General features: G+C 67.0%; 17 protein-coding genes. 3 read left to right on the plus strand and 14 right to left on the minus strand.

Annotated features, from left to right (window positions below; genetic code table 11):
• The first annotated feature begins 2 nt into the window (after window positions 1-2).
• Together PotMrB4_RS13000 and PotMrB4_RS13005 are read left to right on the plus strand one after the other, a co-directional pair.
• A complete protein-coding gene (locus PotMrB4_RS13000) occupies window positions 3-1,889 on the plus strand; it encodes a diguanylate cyclase (protein WP_172433507.1) in 1,887 nt (628 codons plus the stop codon).
• Between the two features lie 174 nt (window positions 1,890-2,063).
• Window positions 2,064-2,426: a DUF3509 domain-containing protein gene (locus PotMrB4_RS13005; protein ID WP_044404789.1), complete on the plus strand. Its 363-nt coding sequence runs from the start codon at window positions 2,064-2,066 to the stop codon at window positions 2,424-2,426.
• Here the strand turns inward: PotMrB4_RS13005 and tam are convergent, their stop codons facing one another.
• The gene (gene tam / locus PotMrB4_RS13010) at window positions 2,427-3,197 is read right to left on the minus strand and encodes a trans-aconitate 2-methyltransferase (protein ID WP_172433508.1); all 771 of its coding nucleotides are present in this window, start codon (window positions 3,195-3,197) and stop codon (window positions 2,427-2,429) included.
• A 48-nt stretch (window positions 3,198-3,245) separates the two neighbouring features.
• Complete coding sequence (locus tag PotMrB4_RS13015) at window positions 3,246-3,893, minus strand: phosphatase PAP2 family protein (protein ID WP_232060850.1); 648 nt, start codon at window positions 3,891-3,893, stop codon at window positions 3,246-3,248.
• 336 nt (window positions 3,894-4,229) lie between these two features.
• On the opposite strand from PotMrB4_RS13015, the gene PotMrB4_RS13020 reads away from it, so the two are divergent.
• On the plus strand, window positions 4,230-4,892 hold the full coding sequence (locus PotMrB4_RS13020; RefSeq protein WP_172433510.1) for a class I SAM-dependent methyltransferase: 663 nt from the start codon (window positions 4,230-4,232) through the stop codon (window positions 4,890-4,892).
• Window positions 4,893-4,922: 30 nt separating this feature from the next.
• Here PotMrB4_RS13020 and PotMrB4_RS13025 read toward each other — a convergent pair whose 3' ends face one another.
• The 12 genes from PotMrB4_RS13025 to PotMrB4_RS13080 all read right to left on the minus strand — a co-directional run bounded on the left by PotMrB4_RS13025 (window position 4,923) and on the right by PotMrB4_RS13080 (window position 20,824).
• Window positions 4,923-6,434: a right-handed parallel beta-helix repeat-containing protein gene (locus tag PotMrB4_RS13025; RefSeq protein WP_172433511.1), complete on the minus strand. Its 1,512-nt coding sequence runs from the start codon at window positions 6,432-6,434 to the stop codon at window positions 4,923-4,925.
• Window positions 6,435-6,448: 14 nt separating this feature from the next.
• A complete protein-coding gene (locus tag PotMrB4_RS13030; protein WP_172433512.1) occupies window positions 6,449-7,564 on the minus strand; it encodes a polysaccharide lyase in 1,116 nt (371 codons plus the stop codon).
• On the minus strand, window positions 7,555-8,946 hold the full coding sequence (locus PotMrB4_RS13035; protein ID WP_172433513.1) for an alginate O-acetyltransferase AlgX-related protein: 1,392 nt from the start codon (window positions 8,944-8,946) through the stop codon (window positions 7,555-7,557). Before PotMrB4_RS13035 ends, PotMrB4_RS13030 begins: the two co-directional genes overlap by 10 nt.
• A gap of 69 nt (window positions 8,947-9,015) precedes the next feature.
• The gene (locus PotMrB4_RS13040; RefSeq protein WP_044404773.1) at window positions 9,016-9,663 is read right to left on the minus strand and encodes an alginate O-acetyltransferase AlgF; all 648 of its coding nucleotides are present in this window, start codon (window positions 9,661-9,663) and stop codon (window positions 9,016-9,018) included.
• Window positions 9,664-9,686: 23 nt separating this feature from the next.
• Window positions 9,687-10,793, minus strand: coding sequence for an alginate O-acetyltransferase AlgX-related protein (locus tag PotMrB4_RS13045; RefSeq protein ID WP_172433514.1), 1,107 nt, complete (start codon window positions 10,791-10,793; stop codon window positions 9,687-9,689).
• 11 nt (window positions 10,794-10,804) lie between these two features.
• A complete protein-coding gene (locus PotMrB4_RS13050; protein WP_044404767.1) occupies window positions 10,805-12,232 on the minus strand; it encodes an MBOAT family O-acyltransferase in 1,428 nt (475 codons plus the stop codon).
• Window positions 12,233-12,243: 11 nt separating this feature from the next.
• On the minus strand, window positions 12,244-13,698 hold the full coding sequence (locus tag PotMrB4_RS13055; protein WP_172433515.1) for an alginate export family protein: 1,455 nt from the start codon (window positions 13,696-13,698) through the stop codon (window positions 12,244-12,246).
• Window positions 13,695-15,149, minus strand: coding sequence for a sel1 repeat family protein (locus tag PotMrB4_RS13060; RefSeq protein ID WP_172433516.1), 1,455 nt, complete (start codon window positions 15,147-15,149; stop codon window positions 13,695-13,697). Before PotMrB4_RS13060 ends, PotMrB4_RS13055 begins: the two co-directional genes overlap by 4 nt.
• Window positions 15,150-15,158: 9 nt before the next feature.
• On the minus strand, window positions 15,159-16,307 hold the full coding sequence (locus tag PotMrB4_RS28380; RefSeq protein WP_172433517.1) for a PilZ domain-containing protein: 1,149 nt from the start codon (window positions 16,305-16,307) through the stop codon (window positions 15,159-15,161).
• 15 nt (window positions 16,308-16,322) lie between these two features.
• The gene (locus PotMrB4_RS13070; RefSeq protein WP_172433518.1) at window positions 16,323-17,837 is read right to left on the minus strand and encodes a glycosyltransferase; all 1,515 of its coding nucleotides are present in this window, start codon (window positions 17,835-17,837) and stop codon (window positions 16,323-16,325) included.
• Between the two features lie 97 nt (window positions 17,838-17,934).
• Entirely contained in the window at window positions 17,935-19,362 is a 1,428-nt protein-coding gene (locus tag PotMrB4_RS13075) for a mannose-1-phosphate guanylyltransferase/mannose-6-phosphate isomerase (protein WP_074971313.1), read from the minus strand.
• Window positions 19,363-19,513: 151 nt separating this feature from the next.
• On the minus strand, window positions 19,514-20,824 hold the full coding sequence (locus PotMrB4_RS13080; protein ID WP_142009632.1) for a nucleotide sugar dehydrogenase: 1,311 nt from the start codon (window positions 20,822-20,824) through the stop codon (window positions 19,514-19,516).
• Between the last annotated feature and the right edge of the window lie 288 nt (window positions 20,825-21,112).

A 21,112-nucleotide genomic window follows, 5' to 3' on the forward strand; every position in this document is an offset into this window, starting at 1 on the left:
GCATGAATCGGCCGTATCCTGCACCTGCCTTCCTGAACACGCTTTCCCTGCCCAGCCTCTTCGGTCTCTGGGCGTGCCTGCTCGTGGCCCTGGTGCTGGCAACCGCGCCGGCTCGGGCGGAGGAGGTGGTGGATGCCGCGGCGATGAGCGAGCAACCGCTGTCGCTGACCGATGCCCTGGGCCTGCTGGAGGACCCGCAGGCCCGCTACGGCCTGGACGATGTGCGCAGCCCGCCGCTGGCAGAGCGCTTCGAGGGTGGGAGAGCGCCGGCCAACGCCCTGGCGCTGGGTTTCACCCGTTCGGCGTTCTGGCTGCGGGTGGCGCTGCACAATCCGGGCGACGCGCCGCTGCGCCGGATGCTGGTGGTGGACAACCCGCGCGTGTCCCAGGTCGACGCCTTCCTGCCGGACGGCCAGGGGGACTATCGCGCGGTGCTCACCGGCAGCGACCGGCCGTTCGACACCCGTCTCTACCCCAATCGCAACTTCGTCTTCCCGCTGCTGCTGGCCCCTGGCGAGACCCAGGTGGTGTACCTGCGGGTGGCGTCCAAGATCGGCCTGCTGGTGCCGCTCAAGCTCTGGGACGAGGCGGCCTTCCATGTTGCCGAGCGCGAGGACTACGCGATCCAGGCGTGGTACTTCGGCATCGCCACCGCGATGATCCTCTTCAACCTGCTGCTGTTCGCCGTGCTGCGCGACCGCACCTACCTGTTCTACGTCATCTACGTCGGCCTGATGATGCTGGGCTTGGCCAGCAAGAACGGCCTGGCACCGGAGTCGCCCTGGGACGCCTTGCTGCTGAATTCCAACGAGGCCTATTACTCCGGCGTGTCCCTCGCCCTGGTGGGCATGCTGCTGTTCACCCGGCGCATGCTGCAGACCCGTGAAAGCCTGCCGCGTACCGACCGGCTGATGCTGGCGCTGGTGGGGCTGTACCTGCTGACCCCGGCGCTGTACTGGATGGCGCTGCCGGTGTTCGCCCGCGCGGCGGTGCTGCTGAACCTGGCCACGGCCTTGCTGATCGTCGGCGTGGCCGTGGCCTGTGCCTTCAGGCGCCAGCGCACCGCGTACTTCTTCATCGGTGCCTTCGCCCTGCTCATCGCCGGGGGTACCACCACCATCCTGCGGGCCATCGGTCTGTTGCCCACCAATGTCTTCACCGTGGACGGCATCCAGCTCGGCTCGGCGATGGAAATGATGCTGCTGGCCTTCGCCCTGGCCGATCGCTACAACGTCATGCGCCGCGAAAAGGCCCGGGTGAAGGACGAGCTGCTACGCGCCCAGCAGCAACTGGTGGAGACCCTGCAGCAGTCGGAACGGTTGCTGGAGCAACGGGTGGCCGAACGTACCGACGAGTTGCAGGTGCTCAATCGTCGACTGAAGACCCTCAGCCTCACCGACGGCCTGACCGGCATCGCCAACCGGCGGCACTTCGACGTGATGCTGAGCCAGGCCTGGAGCCATGCGCAGCGCAACGGGGAGCCGCTGGCCCTGGCCGTGATGGATGTGGACTGGTTCAAGCCCTACAACGACCACTACGGCCACCCGGCCGGCGACGCCTGCCTGCGCCAGGTGGCCCAGGCGCTGAGCGCCACGCTGTGCCGTTCCAGCGATCTGATGGCGCGCTACGGCGGCGAGGAGTTCGTCTTCCTCGCCCAGAACAGCGGCGTCGAAGGGGCACTGGGCCTGGCACGCCGCGTGGCCGAGGCCATGGAGGCGCTGCACCTGCCCCATGAGCGTTCGCCCCTGGGCCGCGTCACCCTGAGCATCGGTGTGGCCGCGATGGTGCCGCAGCCCGGCCAGCTCCCCGAGGTGTTGTTGCAGCGTGCCGATGCCGCGCTCTACGAGGCGAAGCGAGGCGGTCGCAACCAGGTGGTGGTCGACGGCTGACGGCCTTCGGCATTGCAGAACACCCTGCGCCGGAGGGGCCACCCTTGCATCCTGCAAATGGCAGGGTGATGTCGAGCGCACGCAAGTGACTGATTTGCCTGGGGACCCGTCACGGGGGCGGTGTGGCACGAGGTCTGCACCCAAGGGAGGACACCGAACCCAAGGAGCCTCCCCATGAGCATCGCCATCCAGGAACTCTTCCAGGCATTCCCCGGCTACGAGATCGCCATCACCCCGCGGCCCGACGGCATGCTGCTGCTGTGCCTCAAGCACGGTGACGCAGAGCCCCTGCGCAAGGCCATCGACGGAGACGTGGTGTTCTGCGAGCAGCGCGTGCGCCGTGTCATCCGTGAACTGACCCGCGACCTGAAGCTGGCCGCCGGGGAAGTGAGCTGGAAAGGCGAGGGCAACCAGTGGGTGCGTGCCGAGCTGCCCACCTTCACCGGTGACCCCATCCACTTCACCGCCGCCAAGACCCTGTTCGCCCGCCGCGCCGTGCGCCGCCCGGGCCAGGCCCTGGCCGACGCGGTGCGTTGATCAGCGCTGGGCCACCAGGAACAGGCGCGGGAACGGCAGCAGCACGCTGCCGTCGTCCAGGGTCGGGTAGGCCTCGGCCAGTTCGGCCTGGTAGGCCGCCAGGAAGGCCTGCTGGCCGGCATCGTCCAGCGGTGCCAGGAAGGGGCGCAGCCCGGTGGCGCGGAGCCACTCGATGATGGCCCCCGGGCCGCCCGCCAGCGGGTGGTAGTAGGTGGTGCGCCACAGGTCGACGCGGGCGCCGGCCTGGGTCAGCAGGCGGTAGTACCACTTCGGCGCATGGCGCGCCTCCCGGGCTCCGGCCGCCTCGCGCAGGGCGTCCGCCCAGGGGCCACTGGCAGCCACTTCGCGCATCAGGCGGTGGGAGTCCTCGTCGAGGTTGTCGGGCATCTGCACCGCCAGGCAGCCGCCAGGTGCCAGTTGCGCCAGCAGGCGCGGCAGCTGGCTGCCATGGTCCGGCAGCCACTGCAGGGAGGCGTTGGCAAAGATCAGGTCCGGTGCCACCTGGGCAGTCCACTGGGCGATGTCGCCTTCGAGGAAGGTCACACCCGGCAGGCGCTGGCGAGCGGCGTCGAGCATGTCGGGCGAGCTGTCCAGCCCGCTGATGGCTGCGTGCGGGTAACGCTCCACCAGCAGCTGGGTGGAGTTGCCGGGGCCGCAGCCGAGGTCGATGGCGTGGTGCACGTCGGTCAGCGGCACCCGCGCCAGCAGCTCGATGGCCGGGCGGGTGCGTTCGTCTTCGAACTTGCGGTACTGCTGGGCGGACCAGGTCATGGCGGGCTCCTCCGACGGGAAGCGCCCATCATCCTCGCAGCCGCCTGTTCACGCCAGCGCGGGTGGCTCCGATGCTGCCGGGCGGTAGAGCACCAGGCGGTAGGTGACCAGGCAGATCATCCAGTCGAACAGCAGCGTCCAGACGTTGTGCGAGAGAAAGTGCGCGCCCTGCATCATGCGTCCCAGGGACAGCACCGACCCCAGCACCAGCGCGCCCATCAGGGCCGCACGGGCCAGCCGTGGGCGGCGATCCCGCAGGAAGAAGAACAGCGCCAGCAAGGCAAAGCCGCTGGAGGCGTGTCCGCCCGGCCAGCAACGCCCGGGGTGGTCGGTGGGCGCACGCTGGGACAGCAGCGGGGTGTAGACCTCCTCGCCACCGAAGGCCGTCAGATCCCACGGGCAATGCATCTCGGTCAGTGCCTTGAGCGGCGTGACGATGGCGGTCGACAGCCCCAGTGCCAGCACCAGGTAGCCCAGCGAGCGGCGCCAGCCAGCCATGCGCTTGAACACCAGGCTGGCGACGAAGCCCACCAGGGCGAACACCGCCATCACGATCACGGCCTGCTTGACCCGATCATGCAGGATGGTTTCGAGGAAGTAGCTGTGCCCGCCGACGAAGCCGGTGGCCGGGTCGTAGAAGGCGTTGGCGATGGCGAAGTCCAGGCGCGTCGGGTCGAGCACCAGCAAGAGGGCCATGCAGACCAGGGGCAGCACCGCCCACAGGCGGAAGTTGAACGGCCGCGAGACGACCGTCGCGCGGGGCGGGGTATCGGCCTCCAGTTCGGTAGGGAAGGTGGCGTTGGGGGTGTGGTTCATGGTCGGTCCTTATACGGTCAGGCCCTCCCTGCCGGACGTGCAGGTGGGCATGGGCGCCGACCTTAAGTGTGGGCGTGTCATTTTTGCGTGAAAAACACAGCGTCGATGCCGCTGTGAAAAACCGCACGGCGATTGATGTTTTTTTCACGCGGTTTTGACACCCGGTTGATTGATGCCCCCCTAGTCTGGCCCTCCCTGTCACTGGGAGTGGATGGCATGACTGACCCCCGTCGGGCCCAATCGGGCAGCACCCTGGAGCCGGTCTTCGTGCCCGCGTCGCTGGACGCGGCTGCGCCCCGGCCGAGCCTCTGGCGGCGGCTGGCCAACTGGCGCGAGGACCAGGTGGCGCGCCGCGCGCTGCGCTTGGCCGGGGAGCCCTGTCTGGTGCTCGACCTGCCCTGTGGCAGCGGCCGCTTCTGGCCGGTGCTGGTGGGCTGGGCCAACCGCATCGTCATCGGCGCCGACGAATCCGCGCGCCGCCTGGACGTGGCCCTGCACGAACAGCCGGCGAACGTGCTGCAGCGCATCCGCCTGCTGCAGACCTCCGCCTTCAACATCGACTTGGGCGAGAACGCCGTCGACTGCATCTTCTGCATGCGCCTGATGCACCGGCTCGGCGAGCCCGGCCAGCGCCTGGCCATGCTGCGGGAATTCCACCGGGTCACCCGCGACACGCTGATCCTCTCGCTCTGGGTGGACGGCAACTACCGCGCCTGGCGCCGCCGTCGGCTGGGCCGTGGCGACCGCGACCGACACGTCGCGCGCCGCAGCGAGGTCGAGGCCGAGTTCCGCCAGGCCGGCTTCGAGATCATCGGCCACCAGGACGTCCTGCCGGGCTGGGCGATGTGGCGGGTGTATACCTTGCGCAAGGTGGAGTGAGCTGGCCGTCTCATAGGTCGACTGCGCCGCTCAGCCCTTGCAGCCCTCATCCAGCAACAGTTCAGCAGCCGGGGCGCTGGCTCCGGTGTCCACGCGCAGCAGGCAGGGGTGGCGGACGGTGCTTTCCAGTACCTGGCTCTGCACCGGCAGCAGGTCGCCGATGAAGGCGCTCTGCAGCACCGGGTTGCCCTGGAAACGGTTGCCGCCGAGCACGATCTGCTCCAGCCCTTCTACCCGCACCATGGCTTTGCCAATGCCCCCCAGGGTGTTGCCGATGAGCACCAGGCGGCCGGGCAGGCGTTGGGGGTTGCGCAGGCTGACGGCGTATTCGGGGGTGTTGCCGATCTGGTTGCCCACCAGGAACAGCGCGCCGCCGACATTGTTGGCGTCGATGCCGCTGCCTTGGGTGTTGCCGATGAGGTTGCCCTCCAGCAGCAACGGCCGGACTTCGCTGGGTGCCAGCTGGTTCAGCAGGATGCCGGTGCCGTGGGAGGCGCCCAGCAGGTTGCGGCGGATGCCCAGGGCACCTTGCTGCTCCACCACTTCGATGCCGGCCTTGGCGGTGTTCAGCACGCTGTTGTCGGCGATCAGCCCGCTGACCTGGCCGCGTGCGCGCAGGCCGCTGTTGTTCTGCACGCCGTCGATGCGGTTGCCCAGGACTTCGACCTGGCTGTCTTTCAAGTCCACCGCGTACTGCTGCTGGTCGCTGAAGCGCGACCCCTGCACCCGCGCGCGGGCGTGCTGCAGCTCCAGGGCGGTGGACAGGTCGTTGAAGGTGCTGTTGCGCACCAGCACCCGTGCCGGCGCTGTGGAGGTGGGCTGCTGGGGGCTCAGGGCCGTGGTGATACCCCGGGTGAAGTTGGCGTTGTAGCCGAGCCGCTCCAGGTGTGAATCCTCGATATGCAGGGTGCTGCCGGCCCAGGCCATCACGAAGGGGCGATACGGGTCCTGGGTGTCGCCTGCCGATTCACCTTTCCAGCTGGAGAGGGTGGCGCCCTTGAGCTGCAGCAGCCCTCGGTTGATCAGCGCGGTGCCGGAGGGGGTGTACAGGTACAGCGTGCTGCCTTCGATCCGCAGGGCTGCGCCGGGGGCGATCACCAGCGGGTAGCTGAGCAGGTAGCCGTCCTTGTGCCGCTTCAGCACGCGGGGGTCGTTGAGTGCGCTGGAGAGCTGTTCCAGGGTCAGGCTGCCGCCGCTGATCACCACCGCTTGCGGGTGGTGGGCCTGGTAGCCGGCGATGGCGCGGAACAGGCCGTTCCTGGCGAAGGGCTCGAAGTACCAGCTGCCTTGCTGGGAGGAGAACATCGTCTCCAGGCTGGCGTGCGCGCGGCCTGCGGGCACGGCCGTTTCCAGGGGCGGGAGGGTCGCCTGGGCGATGGCGTCGCGGGCGTGCTGAAGCTCGGCCTGCTGGCCATCCCATGGCAGCAGGCTGAGGGCCGGATGGGGCGGCTGGTAGCTGGCCGCCTGGGCATCAAGGCCCAGCAGCAGGGGCAACAGGCCTGCGAGCAGGCGGCGGCCGGAGCGGAATATGACCTGGCGCATGTGCGGTCCTTCTTTCAATCCTGGGTCGGGTACATCGGCTTGATGGGGCCGCCGATCTGGCTGTAGTTGTCCACGTCGCCGCCCATTTCGTCGTATAGCCGCCGGGCCCAGGGGTGGCCGGGGTAGCGGTGCAGGTAGGGGATCAGCCAGGCGAGCTTGTAGGGCGCGACCTCGTCCTGGTCGTGTGCCTGCAGCTCCGGCAGTTTCTCGGGTTCGAGCTGGCTGCGGGCGGCGAAGCTGGCCAGCAGCCACAGCGTCTGGCGCTCGTCGCCGCTGAGCGGCCGGCCGTTGGCTTCGGCGCTCTCCACCAGCAGCACCAGCGGGACCAGGGCGTACTGGGTGTAGGTGCTGGCGAGCTTGCCGCGGGCCACTTCCAGGGGCAGGTAGGCGTAGTCGCCGCTGGTGCTCCGCTGGGCCTGGGCGAGGCCTCGCCGCAGGCTGTAGTCGGCCCAGGCGATGAAGTCTTCGCGCTCCACCAGCATCCCCACCGAGGCCACGGCCCAGCCGGCCCAGTAGTCATGGTTGTTGAAGTAGGGGAAGTCCGGAACGTGACGAGGCTGGTACTCGGTGATCACCCGTTCCGCCAGGCGCTCCAGCCAGGCCTTCTGCTCGCTGTCCAGCTCATAGCGGCCGTCACTGAGGGCACGCACCTTGAGCAGGGTGGAGCCGATGGCAGCCAGCGCCCATTTGCGTGCGGCGATGCCGGTCTTGCTGGCGTCGGGATTCTCTAGCGCGCGGGCGTGGGCCCAGCGGCCGAGCCAGGTGTCGAGGCAGGCGAGGGCCTGGTTGGCCCGCTCGGGGCGCTTCGCCCGCTGGAACTCCTTGGAAGCGCGGATCAGCCCGCCGATGTAGCCCTTCACCTGGGCCTGGACCTTCTTGGCCTGCACGTCGGGCGTGGCGCTCAGGCGCGATTTGGTGACGTCGCTCTGGTCGTACTTGCTCTCGAACTGCAAGGCGCCCGTGTAGGGCTCGGGCGTGGGGTAGGGGCAGCCCAGGCTGCGGTAGTCACCCACCATGGCGGCCTGGGGCGTTGCCTGGTTGGCCCAGAGTGAGTTGACCGCCTGCGCCGGGCTCATGGGCAGCACCAGCAGCAGGGCGAGGGCGCAGAGCAGGTGGCGGCTCATCGACATAGCTGTATATCCACCTGGGTCGACTGGGCGATGTCCACGGTGGGCTCCATGAACACCGAAAGCAGGTTGGCGCCCTTGAACGCCTCGGCCCGGCTGAGTTCCAGGTAGTAGTGGCCACCGGTGACCACGGCCTCGCGGCGGAACCACACCTTGTCCCGGGCGCCATTGTCGTAATAGACGATCACGTAGAAGTCCTTGAGGTTGCGGTCGCTGATGCGGATGTCTAGGAAACCGTCCAGATCGCTGAGTTCGCGGCGCTGGTCGCCGGCATTGCTGAGCAGTTCGATGCGCTGGTTGACCTTCAATACGCCGGTTTTCAGCGTGTTGCGGGCCAGGGGCTCGGCGCGGCAGCCGCCCTTGATGGCGGGAATCAGTTGGCGATAGCTGAGCGGGTCTTGCAGGCGGTAGTTGGCCGGCAGCTCCCAGACGATGAGCCTGGGCGGCTTCTGTGGCGAGTAGCTGTCCGATTGCAGGTATTCCAGCAGCGCGCCGTCCTGGCCGGCGCCGGGGAGGGCGTAGTTGAGGATGTCCACGTCGAGGTACTGCTTGAGGAAACCGTCGAAGTTGAACTGCTTGCTTTCGTCCTCCCGTGCGGCCGAGTTGGAGGTACCGACCAGCACCACTTCCGGGTCCGGGGCGTCGTCGAACAGGGCATCGGCATCGTCGCTGACCGGGATGGTCTGGAAGCCGCGCACGTACTGGAAGCCGTAGTTGTTGCCGCAGATGCGCGAGAGCGCCAGGTTCATGGTGCCGTCCTTGGGCACCATCACGCCGGGCTCGGTCTGGTAGTGCTTCTTCGCCAGGCCGGCGTACAGCGGGTGGCGGCGGATTTCGTCGGCCACCAGGCGGGCAGTGGCCTCGGCCCCGGCGGGGGTCCAGTGGTGGTCACGGCGGAAGAAGTATTCCTTCTGCGGCGGGTGCTCCACCAGTTGCATGACGTCCGGCACGATGGCGCCGCCGACCCGCAGCTGCCCCGCGAAGTGGCGCAGGCTGGCGCTGGCCTTGGCGTAGTCGAAGCCGTAGGCGCGGTCGGGGCGGATCTTGTCCCGGTGCATCAGCCCGCGGGTGGGCTGGATGGCGATGACCACGTCGGTGCCCTGGGCCTTGAAGGTGCGCATCAGCCGGGCGAACTCGGGCTCCATGGCGGTGGGGATGCCGAAGTCGTTGGTCAGGTCGACCACGGAGCGGAACAGCCAGCGGTCCTTGCCCGGCGCGATCTCGCGCATGAGCTTCATGTTGCCTTCGGAGTACTGCTGGGGATCGGTCAGGCCGGGGCAGAGCAGGCATTCCAGGTCGCCGCAGGTGGGCGCCTCGGCAGCGAGCGCCGGGAGGCTGGCGAGGGCCAGGAACAGGGCCAATCCGTGCTGCAAGGTCTTCTTCATGGTCGAGGCGGGTTCATCCGTTGTTGAGGTGGGCGCCCGTGGGGACGGGCGCCGATCCCTGTCGTCGCATCACTCGGTGGGGTCGACGCTGTTGGCCAGGCTGAGGGTGCGGTAGCCGCCGGCCTGGGGCAGCAGCACGTAGCTGTAGGAGCGGCCTTTCTTCAGGAAGAGTTCGTCGAACTGCGCCAGGCTCTGTTCGCCGGCGTAGGCGGCGAAGCCGATCTTGATCTCGTTCACCATGCGGCTGCCGGTCTGGTTCTTGCCCAGTGCCTGGACGATGTCGTGCTTGCCGTCGCGGGTCTTCAGCGCCACGTCCTGGCCGGTGAGGTTGTAGAAGGCCACCTGGGCTTTCTTCGGCTCGTTGACGAAGGCGTCGGCGATGACGATCAGCTCGCTGCCGGTGTAGAGCAGGGTGGTGGCGGTGTTGGCCTTCAGCTCGGGCTCGACGGCCAGGGTGCCGGTGGCGATGCGGTGCTTGCCCTGGGGCACGAAGCGGTAGCCGCCGATCTGCCCGGCCGGCACCTTCTGCGGGTTGACCTTGCCGCTCAGGGTCACGTCGATGCCCTTGTCGGAGAGGTTGAGCACCCGCACGAAGGCGGAGTCGGCCGGGGCGACGGCGTCGTAGAGGTCGGCATTGGCATCCTTGGCGGCCTGGGCCGGCAGGTGGATGGCCAACAGCAGCGCCAGTGCGCTCAGCAGACGGAGTGTGATTCGCATGAGGGGTCTCCTTGGTCGTCGAATCAGAAGTGGCTGGGCTGCTCGGCGCGGGCGCGCGCGGCAACCATGTTCTGAGCGAGCACGGTGCGCACCGGGAATTCCCAGATCACCGTGTCGAGGCCGGGGTCGGCCAGTTGCGGCCCTTGCAGCAGCAGCTCCATGGCCTGGAAGGGGCCACGGGCTTCCTGGGCCAGGGTCACCAGGTCGCTGCGCAGGTATTCCTTCATGAAGCCGACGAAGTTCCAGTCGTCGATCTTGCTGTAGCTGGTGCCCACCAGCAGCAGCGGGCTGCCCTCGTCGTCGAACAGCGCCGCATCGCTGACCGTCTGCTCGGCCTTGAGGGTCTCGAACAGGGGCAGGTCGACCGGGGCGAAATCCGTGGCGGCCAGGCCGGTGTCGAACTGCACGTAGTTCATCAGGTCACCCTTGTGCGGCTTGCTGCCCACCTGCTGCGAGCGGTAGGCGGTGGTGCCGACCAGGGCGGGGTTGCCCCGGGCGAAGGTGGCTGCTGCGAGGCGTGCGCCTTCAGGGCTCCAGTGGGTGTCGTTGGGCAGGAACAGGGCCTGGCCGTCCCGCGCGGCGAGAAAGGCGTGGCGCACCGGGGTGACGTCGACACCTTCGGCTCTCAGCTGCTCGACGAAGCGGTCGTACAGCGCCACCGCGCGCAGGTCGGGCTGCACGCGGGCGCGGGCGGCGTAGATGTCCAGTTTCATCGGCACGGGCAGCAGCACCAGCTTCTTGCCGTGCGCCGCCAGGCGGTCGCGCACCTGGACGATGGCCTGCACCTGCTGCTGCAGGTTGGCGGGCAGGTCGCGGGTCACCAGGTATTCCTGGTTGGTGAAGAGCCAGCCATCGCGGCCGAGCACCACGCCGCTGGTGGCTTCGCCGAAGAGCATGAAGCGGATGTCCGCCCAGGCCTGCACGGACGGCTCGCGGAGGAAGAAGCGCTTGTCGTAGAACTGCTCGAACTTGCGCAGCAGCTTGCCGTCCACGAACAGCGACCAGGTGTCGGTCTGGGTCTTGCCGAAGCTGAACACGGCCGGCAGGGAGTAGAGGAACATGCCGCCCAGCAGGGCGATGAACAGCAGTCCATTCCACAGGCTGGCCGACGTGATCACGGGGAATTTCATCGGGTCCGCTCCTAGAACTGGAAATACAGGAAGGGCGAGAAGGAGTTCGCCGCCAGGCTGCTGAGGGCGACGAAGAAACCGCTCCAGAGCATCAGGGCCTGGACGCCGCCGAAGTGCTGCATGACGTAGCCGTCCTTCAGCCCGGCGTAGTAGCGAACGTTGTTGCGGCCGGCCAGCACCAGCCAGGCCAGCGCCACCAGGTTGAAGGCCATGGCCATGCGTGAGGTGCCGAGGATGTACAGGTCGAGGCTGCCGAGGCCGTTCAGGCCCAGCAGGCCGGCGTAGATGTCCAGGCTGTGGCGCAGGTCGTTGGTGAAGAACAGCGGCATGCTGAGGAGGATGAGCACGGCCGTGCGCATGTTGCGCCAGAAGCGGTAGGGCGTAGTGATCTTGGTGGCGATGCCCAGCTGGCGCTCGATCACCATGGCCACGCCGAAGAACAGCCCCCAGAAGATGAAGGCGAAGCTGGCGCCATGCCACAGGCCCGACAGCAGCATGGTGAGGACCAGCGCCGGCATCGGCCCGGCCACGCGCTTGCGCACCAGCGGCATGAACACGTAGTCCCGCAGGTAGTGGGCCAGCGTCATGTGCCAGCGCTGCCAGAACTCGGTGACGCTCTGGGCCACGAAGGGCTGGTTGAAGTTCTCCGGGAAGCGGAAGCCCATCATCAGCGCCAGCCCGATGGCCATGTTGCTGTAGCCGGCGAAGTCGAAGTAGAGCTGGAAGCAGGCCGCCAGCAGGCCGAACCAGCTCTCCACCAGTTGCAGCTCGCCCTGGGCGATGAACAGGCCGCTGACCGGCGCCAGGTTGTCGGCGATCAGCACCTTCATGATGAAGCCGACCATGAAGCGCCCCACGCCGATGGAGAACAGCTCCAGGGAGTGGGTGCGCTGGCGCAGCTGCGGTGCCAGCTGGCTGTAGCGCAGGATGGGCCCGGCCACCAGGTGCGGGAAGAGGGCGACGAAGGCGGCGAAGTCGATGAAGTTGCGCGTCGGCTCGGCGTCCTTGCGGTAGATGTCGATGATGTAGCTCAGGGCATGGAACACATAGAAGGAGATGCCCAGCGGCAGCAGGATGTGCTCCAGGGTGAAGGTGTTGATGCCCAGCGGGGCCAGCAGCGCCGCCAGCACCTCGGCACCGAAGTTGGCGTACTTGAAGTAGCCGAGGGTGGCGAGGTTGCCGATCACCCCCAGCCACAGCAGGCGGCTGGCAGCCTGGCGGTTGCCGGCCTCCTGCTGTTGCCTGATGCGCAGGCCGAACCAGAAATTCCAGTAGGTGATGCCGACGAACAGCAGCAGGAAGTCCGGCCGCCACCAGGCATAGAACAGGTAGCTGGCGGCGACGATGACGCTGGAGCGCCACGCCGGCCGGGCGAGGAAGTACACCAGCAGGAAGACCGGCAGGTAGAGGAACAGGAAGACGTTGGAGGCGAAGATCATCGGATGCTCCCTCAGTAGCGCATGACGAGGCCGAAGGAGATCTGGAAGTCGTCGCCGCTCTCCAGGGCGTCGCCGGCCCGGAGGTAGCTGGCGCTGACCAGCGCGTTCAGGTCGAGGTGCTTGCCCTCGTAGGCGAGCGGGAACATCTTCCAGTAGTAGTTCAGGTCCAGCACCTGGCCGACGTCGCGCTGGCCGTTGCCGCGTCCGGCGCGGATCGCCTGGCGGCGGTCGCGGGCCTGCTGCTGGTCGACGCGCACCGGCAGGTCGCCGTCGGCATCGCGCAGGTAGAGGTCGCTCAGGCGGATGTCCAGCGAGCTGCGGGCCGTGGGCCGGGTTTCCAGGGCCACGCCGTAGTACTTCAGGTTGCGCATGTTCAGGGCCACGAAGGAGCTGACCAGGCGGGTGCTGTAGCTGGACGGGTTGACGATGCGGTCGGACTGGATGCGGTTCAGGCGGAAGCCGTCGGCTTCGTTGTCCGGGGCGTCGGTCAGGCCCGCGCGCAGGGCGATCCGGGGTTCCCAGGGCGCGTCGTGGAAGCGCTTGCCGACCTCGCCCAGCATCAGCCAGCCACGGCTGTCGCCCCGCTCGCTGACGCCGTCGGCGTCGGTGGTGCGGGTGCGCCCCCGGAGGCGTACCGCTTCCAGGTGGTAGTCGCTGAACAGCGGGCTGACGCGCAGGTCGTCGCCGCTGAAGAACAGCCCGGCGCGGGTGCCGGTGAAGTCCTGGGCGTCGTCGGGGTCGGCGTTGCTCCGATCGTTCTCGTGGAGCACGCGGGCGCCGACCCAGTTGCGCTCGCTCCAGCGCCAGGCGTACTCGCCCATGGCGTAGCGGGTGTTCTCCTCGGTGGGGTCGAGGCTGTTGACGTCGGTGTTGTAGTTCCAGAACTTCTGCGCCACGGCGACGAAGCCATGGGAGAAGGCGTCGCGGTAATCGAAGCGCAGCGATTCGATGCTGTCGTCCCACCAGATGCCGTAGGTGTCGTAGAAGCGCTGCCGCCCGGCGGAGAAGGAGAAGCGCGGGTCGTCCCCCAGCAGGTTGCGGCGCACATAGAGTTCGCGCAGTTCGCTGTAGAAGTGCTCCGGGCGTTCGTTGCGGGTGCTCTGCTGGAAGTTGTCGTCCTGCAGCGGCGTGGCGGACTGGCTGGAGTCGTAGTTGATCCAGGCGCGGCCGAAGACCTCCCACCTGGCCCAGCGTTTCTCCGGGGAATACCAGTGGTAGCTCGGCTCGTAGCGCAGGCTGTAGAAGCCCTTGCGGTCGGCGCCCAGCACCGAGTCCTCGGGGCCGTAGCCGCCCTGCAGGGTGAGCTTGTTGAAGAACTCCGAGGTCACCGGGGGCAGGGTGTCCAGCGACAGCGCAGCCGGCTCGGCGGGTGTCGGGGCCGGGCCGAAGGCGTCCTCTTCGGCGGCCGCGACCGCGCCGCTGACCGTTACGGCACCGATGCACAGCAGTGCCTTCCACTCGTTCACAGGCGGTACTCCTTGTAGATCGCGTCACGGGCGAGGGTGGCCCGCTGCAGCTCGTCGCTGCTCATTTCCTTTTCCAGGCGCTTCAGCAGGCCATTGGCGCGGAATTCGCCCAGGCCCTTGGCGGCCTCGGCGTAGGCGTGGGCCTTGACCTTGTCGTGGCAGATGGCGCGGCCGAAGTTGTAGAGGCTGGCGATGCGGTAGTAGGCCGAGGGCGAGCCGTTGAGCGCCTGCTGGTGGAAGATCGCCAGGGCCTTGTCCAGGTCCGGCTCGTCGAGGCCGCCTCGGCTGTAGAGGTCCCCGAGCAGTAGTTGGGCTTCGGGGTAGCTGGCGTCGAGCAGTTCCTGGATCAGCCCATGGGCCTTCTCCGGGTCGAGGCTCAGCCAGTTGGTGACCATCAGCACCGAGGCCTTGAGGGCCTTGGCCCGCAGCGGGTCGGTGCGGGCAATGCGCTCGATCAGGGCGAAGGCTTCGTCGGCGGTGAAGTCCTGGGGAGAGGAGGTCATGTTGTTGACCTTGCTCACCATGGCCGGTACCCAGTTGCGCTCGATGGCGTTGTCCAGCCAGGCGCGGACTTCGGCATTGGTCTGCGCCAGCAGTTTGGCCTGGGCTTCCGCGCGGGCCTTGTCGGCGGCGCTGGCCTCGGTCTTGGCATCGCCTTCCAGGCCTGCGTCGGCTTCCCGCAGGGCACGGTTCTCGATGGCGATGAGGCCACTCTGGGTGGAGTAGATGCTGTCCAGCAGGGTGCCGATGCGGTGCACCGCTTCCACAGGCAGGCGCTCCTTGTGCTCGAACAGGGTCTTGGCGAAGGCGGGGAAGGCGGTGTCCTGCGCGTCGCCGAGGAAGTCGTAGTAGCGCAGCACGGCGCGGGTGTCGACGAACACCGCAGCGCGGTAGCCGCGCTCGGCATCGTCGCGGCGGCCCTGGCGCTCGGCGAGCACGGCCTTGTACAGCTGCGGCCGGCAGAACTCCAGGCAGGACGACTCGTAGAGGCCGATCAGCTCGGCCACGCGGGGCACCTGGAAGTACTCGGGGAAGACCAGGAAGACCTCCAGGGCGGCATCCAGGGTGCGCGGGTCGCGGGCATGGGGGAACCGGCCCAGCGCCTCGCGCACGTAGCCGGCATTGGCCTTGCGCATGCGCGGGTTGCGCTCCAGCAGGCGGCTCAGCGAAGACAGCGCGAGCACCTCGCCACGGCCCTCGGCGAAGGCCTCCTTGTACAGCGCGAGGGCTTCTTCGCCGTTGGCGGCATCACCGGCGGCGAGGCGGTCCCCCAGCAGCAGCTTGGACGCCAGGTCGCCGCGCTCGGCGAGGCTACGCAGGTCGGCGATGACGTCGGCGTTCGGGTCCTTGTAGAGGGCGTAGCGGATCTGTTCGAGGCTCTGGACGGCGCCGGCCGGACCGGCGCAGCCCAGCAGCATCGCTGCGACCAGGACTGTGGATTTCCCCTTCATCGTCTGGCCTCAGCGGGTGGCGCCCAGCAACGGCAGGCCGAGGTAGAAGTCCACCGCCACCGGCTGCTGGTAGGCCTCGCGGGGCAGGGGCTGCTCGGGCTTGAGGGTCAGCACTACGCTCTGGGTCTGGGCGTCGACGCTGGAGGCGACGATCTCCCCGGCGATCACCTGGTCGCTGCCGTACACGCTCATGTCCACTGCGCGCACCCGGTTCATATCGGGCAGCTTGGCGAAGGGCACGCTGGCGCGCACCACGAGGTCCTCGTCCTTCGGCAGCAGGTGCACCAGGGGGGCCTGCTTGTAGTTGAAGCCGTCCAGGCGGCGGCTGGGGAAGTACAGGTCGCAGTCGCAGGGGCTGTTGATCAGGGTCTCCACGGTGGCACGGTTGAGCAGGGCCTGGACATCGCCGGGGGCGAGGTTGGAGAGGGCGGCCATGTCCGCCGGGCTGGTGAAGCTGGTGGCCAGCTGGGTGGAGATGCTGGCCAGCGGCTCGCCGGTGGTGACCGAGCGCTGGCCGGGCTTGAGCAGGTACTTGACGTAGCCGTTCTCCGGCATGGTGAGCACGTAGGCGTCGGCACTCACCGTGGCCTGCGCGGCGGGGATGCGGAAGAACAGCAGGTAGGCCTTGTAGCTGACGATGCCCAGGGCGGCGAGGCCGATGAGGCTGAAGGCGAGGGTGCCGGCAGCGGCCTTGAGGCGGTCCAGCGGGGTGCGGGCGAGGGCGTGTTTCTGCTTGCGCTCCTTGATGTAGTTCTCGCGCTGCATGACGTTGAACAGCCCGTTGATGTCGGCGATCTCGCCGGACATGTAGGACGAGATGATGTAGCGCAGGATGTCGCGCTTCTGCGCGTCCAGCTCGACGAATTGCGCGCCGACCTCGTTGCCGCGCTGGGAGACGATCTTCAGCTTGGCGTCGATGTTCAGGTCCAGCTTGGCCAGGCGCAGCTTGATGGAGGCATTCATCAGGGTGCCGAGCTTGAGCGGCTGGGCATGGATGAGGCCGATGCCGCCGAGGGAGATGTCCTGGATGTCGCATTCCAGGCCGGTGAGGCCGCCGCCGCTGAGGATGACCTTGGCGGGAATGCGGGTGCGCACGTGCTGGCGCTCGTCGATGGCTTCGTGGATGACGTTGTCGGGTACGAGGGTCGTGCTGCTCATGGCTGTCGCGCCTGCTTAGATTTGAGTGAGTTCGAGGAGCACCGAAACGACGCCCAGGAAGATCGCGATGGAGGAAAACATCATGGCCTTGGAGGACCAGCGGTTGAGCCGGACGTCGAAGCTGACGCCGCGGTTGCTCAGGGTGGTCTTCTGGCGGGTCCAGCTCTGCTGGTCCATGTGGAAGAGGGCGTACACCTTCATGATCGAACCCACGATCTGGTTGTAATAGAGAACGAACGGGTACAGGGCATCCACCGGGTGGCCGCTGAAGTGGAACAGCAGCGTCACCAGCGTCCGCGACAGCAGCACCCAGAACAGGTACACCAGCAGGTACTGCACGCCGAACAGCAGGGCAGCGGCCACCGAGGCGGTGAGGCCCATCAGGCAGGTCCACATGGACAGGCGCTGGTCGTAGAGCACGTACAGGGTGAAGGCTCCCAGGCGCTCCCAGCCCAGCAGGCTGGTGGCGCGGAAGTTCTGCCGCAGCGAGTTGCCGTACCAGCGGAACATCAGCTGGCGCGTCGCGCGGAAGAAGTTGCTGTCCGGCGGATGCTCCACGGTCAGGGTGTGGCTGTCGGGGACGTAGAAGGTGTCCCAGCCGGCGCGCATCAGGCTGAACCAGGAGGACTTGTCGTCGCCGGTGAGGAACTGGAAGCGCCCCAGGCGCCAGTGTTCGAGGAAGTCCGCCTCGACGTCGCGGATGAACTCCGGGTCGGTCATCACGCTGGCGCGGAAGAACGACAGCCGGCCGGTGAGGGTCAGCACGCGGCGGGAGAGGGCCATGGAGCACATGTTGATGTGCCGCTGGACGAAGCGCATGGTGTGCCACTCCTTGACCAGCTTGCCGCCCTCCACCTCGCAGTATTCGTTGGTGGTCAGGCCGCCGACGCTGGGCAGCAGGGCGAACATCTTCACCGCCCGCTCGACGCAGCCGGACAGCATGATGGTGTCGCCGTCCACAACGCCCACCACCGAGTTCTGCAGCGGCATCTGCCGCGACAGCGCACGGAAGGCGTGGGCCAGGCCATCGCGCTTACCGGTGCCGCGGGCACGCACGATGATCAGCCTGATGTCGCTGCGCTCGCGCACCTCGTCCCGCATGATCGCCTTGATGAAGTTCTCGTCGCCCTTCTCGACGATGGAGGCGATCACCGTGCAGGGCACACCCAGGCGTTGCACCTCCTGGAACACCGAGCGATAGACCTTGAAGGTGGTGGTGGTGGGAATGCGGAAGCTGGTCACCACCATGAACAGGTGGTCCGGCAGCGCCTCGTCACCCATCGCCTCGACCTGCTTGCGCATGCGCGGGAACTTCCAGTGCAGGAAGTACATCCCCCTCAGGAAGTGGATGGCCGCGTTGCTGTAACGCCAGATGCCGATGGCCCCGATGATGAAGATGAACTTGTGATGGGCCGGGTCCAGGTACTCCGGGGCCACCATCTCCGAGGCCAGGGCGACCAGCGCGAACAGGCACGTCCAACCGATCAGCTTGCGCAGGCGTCCGCAGGACGCGGCGTCTGAAGCGTGCATCCAGTACTACTCCATTCGTTCGATACGACTTCCATTGGCACGCGCGCCGCTTGGCATCCGTGCCTCCCGCAATGGGGCCGCGACGGCCCCGCTGCGCTCAGTCCATCAGCTCCGGTGTGCGCCCGTAGACGTCGTCCAGGCGCTTGATGTCGTCCTCGCCCAGGTAGCTGCCGGACTGCACCTCGATCAGCTCCAGGGGGATCTTCCCGGGGTTGGTCAGGCGGTGGACCGAGGCCACCGGGATGTAGGTCGACTGGTTCTCGCTGAGCACGAACTGCCTGTCGTCACAGGTGACGAAGGCCGTGCCGGACACCACGATCCAGTGCTCCGCGCGGTGGTGGTGCATCTGCAGCGAGAGGCTGGCGCCCGGTTTCACGGTGATGCGCTTGACCTGGAAGCGCGTGCCCTCGTCGATGCTGTCGTAGGCGCCCCAGGGACGGTGCACCCGGCTGTGGCTCTCGGCTTCGGGGCGGGATTGCTCCGCCAGGTGCCCGACCAGTTGCTTGATTTCTTGCACGCGGTCCTTGTGGGCGACCATCACGGCGTCCTTGGTCTCCACCACCACCACGTCGTCCAGGCCGACCAGGGTGACCAGCTTGTGTTCGCTGTGGACCAGGCTGTTGCGGCTGTTCTGCAGCACGACGTTGCCGCGCGTGACATTGCCGGCGGCGTCCTTGCGCTGGATCTCCCAGAGCGAGGACCAGGAACCGACGTCGCTCCAGCCGGCGTCCAGGGGCACCACGCAAGCGTGCCGGGTGTGCTCCATCACGGCGTAGTCGATGGAGTCGTCGGGGCAGTGCTCGAAGCTCGCCGGGTCGATGCGGAGGAAGCCGAGGTCCTGCTCGCTGCGGGCCAGGGCTGCCTGGCAGGTCTCGTAGATACCGGGTTCGTGCTGCTTGAGCTCTTCCAGGTAGCGGCTGGCGCGGAACAGGAACATGCCGCTGTTCCAGAAGTGATTGCCCGCCTCGACGAAGCGCCGGGCCGTGGCCAGATCGGGCTTCTCGACGAAGCGCTCCACCGGCAGCACGCCCTCGGGCAAGCCATTGCCGTGGGAGGCGGTGCGGATGTAGCCGTACCCCGTCTCCGGGCTGGTGGCCGGCACGCCGAAGAGCACCAGGGCGCCTTGCTCCGCCGCCAGTCGGGCGCGTGCCAGGGCACTGTGGAAGGTCTGGACGTCGTCGATGACGTGGTCGGCCGGCAGTACCAGCAGCAGTTCGTCACGCCCGGCTTCGAGCAGCGTCAGGGCGGCGATGGCCACGGCCGGCGCGGTGTTGCGGCCGAAGGGCTCCAGCAGGATGGACTGGGCCTTCCTGCGGATGCCGGCCAACTGGTCGGTGACGATGAAGCGGTGGGCTTCGTTGCAGACCACCATCGGCGGCTCGAGCCCTTCGAGGGCCAGGCGCTCCACGGTCTGCTGGAACAGGGTGTTCTCGCCGACCAGGGCAAGAAACTGTTTCGGGTACTGCTTGCGCGATAGCGGCCAGAGGCGCGAGCCACTGCCGCCGGACAAGATGAGCGGAATCATGCCGTCTCTCCCGGGCGTTCAAGAGTCAGTTCACTGGGCGTTCAACGTCGTGTTGCCTGGCGACGGCGTGCTTCTCGATGGGGCCGGTGGTGGCCCCGTGGCAGCCTGTCGCGTCACGCCGCAGCGGTGGTACGCACCGCTGCGGCAGGGGTCACCAGCAGATGCCTTCCTTGCCCTGGCCGCTGGGGGTCTGCATGAAACCCACCAGGTCCAGGACCTGCTTGTCGGGTGCAACGGATGCCAGGACTTCACCGAACTGGCGGTCGTTGTTGCCGAGGATGATGACGTCGGAGTCGTCCAGCACTTCGTTCAGGTCCTTGCGCAGCAGGGCCGACACGTGGGGGATCTTCGACTCGATGTAGTCCTTGTTGGCGCCGAATACGCGGGCGTACTCGACGTTGCGGTCGAAGATCTTCAACTCGTAGCCCTTGCCGATGAGCATCTCGGCGAGCTCCACCAGCGGGCTCTCCCGCAGGTCGTCACTGCCGGCCTTGAACGACAGGCCGAGCAGGCCGATCTTGCGCTTCTCGTAGGCGGTGACGAGGTCGAAGGCGCGCTCCACCTGGACCTTGTTGCTGCGCATGACCGAGGCGAGCATCGGGTGCTCGACGTCCAGGGTGCCGGCGCGGTAGGTCAGGGCGCGCACGTCCTTGGGCAGGCAGGAGCCGCCGAAGGCGAAGCCCGGGCGCAGGTAGTAACGGGACAGGTTGAGCTTGTGGTCCTGGCAGACCACGTCCATCACCTCGCGCCCGTCGACGCCACAGGCCTTGGCGATGTTGCCGATCTCGTTGGCGAAACTCACCTTGACCGCGTGCCACACGTTGCACGTGTACTTGATCATCTCCGCCACCTCCACGGGCTTGCGGATGATGGGCGCGTCCAGCTCGCGGTAGAGCTCCTCGAGGAGGTCGCCGGACTCGCGATCCAGTTCGCCGATGACGGTCATGGCGGGGTAGTCGTAGTCCTGGATCGCCGTGCTCTCGCGGAGGAACTCCGGGTTGGTGGCTACGCCGAAGTCGACACCGGCACGTTTGCCGGAGCAGTCCTCGATGAGGGGGATCACCACGTTCTTCACGGTGCCCGGCAGCACGGTGCTGCGCACGACCACGGTGTGGCGCGTGGACTTGCCGCGCAGCGCCTCGCCGATCTGCCGGCACACGGCTTCCAGGTAGACCAGGTCGAGGTCGCCGTTGCGCTTGCTCGGGGTTCCCACGCAGATGAACGACATGTCGGTGGCCATGATGGCTTCCCGCACATCGGTGGTCCCGCGCAGCAAGCCCGCATCGACCCCCTTGCGCAACAGTTCTTCGAGACCCGGTTCGACGATGGGCGACTTTCCTGTGTTGATCAGATCGATCTTTTGTCGGGAAACATCAACTCCTACAACTTCATGTCCCCGGGAAGATAAACAGGCTGCACAGACTGCGCCTACATAACCGAGACCAAAAATGCTGATATGCATATATCCCTCTATACAATAAGAACGCCGCCCCTCCATGGAGGACTGCTGTCATTTATGGTTTTTGTCTGACACTTCTGGAGGACGCTAGGCGGGCTAACTTAAGCACCTTCTTCCAGACTAAAAGGAACTAATTGCGATATTCAACTTTTGTCTAAAAAATTTTTATTTGCCTTTAAAATCAATAACTTAAAAAACGTGTTTTACATGGCGTCAAAAATTCTACGTCAGCTCGACTAATTTTTGGCGTCAATAAAATATCGATTTAATAGAGCGCATCGCTATAAAGGA

It is taken from the genome of Metapseudomonas otitidis (assembly GCF_011397855.1).
Taxonomy (GTDB): Bacteria; Pseudomonadota; Gammaproteobacteria; order Pseudomonadales; family Pseudomonadaceae; genus Metapseudomonas; species Metapseudomonas otitidis.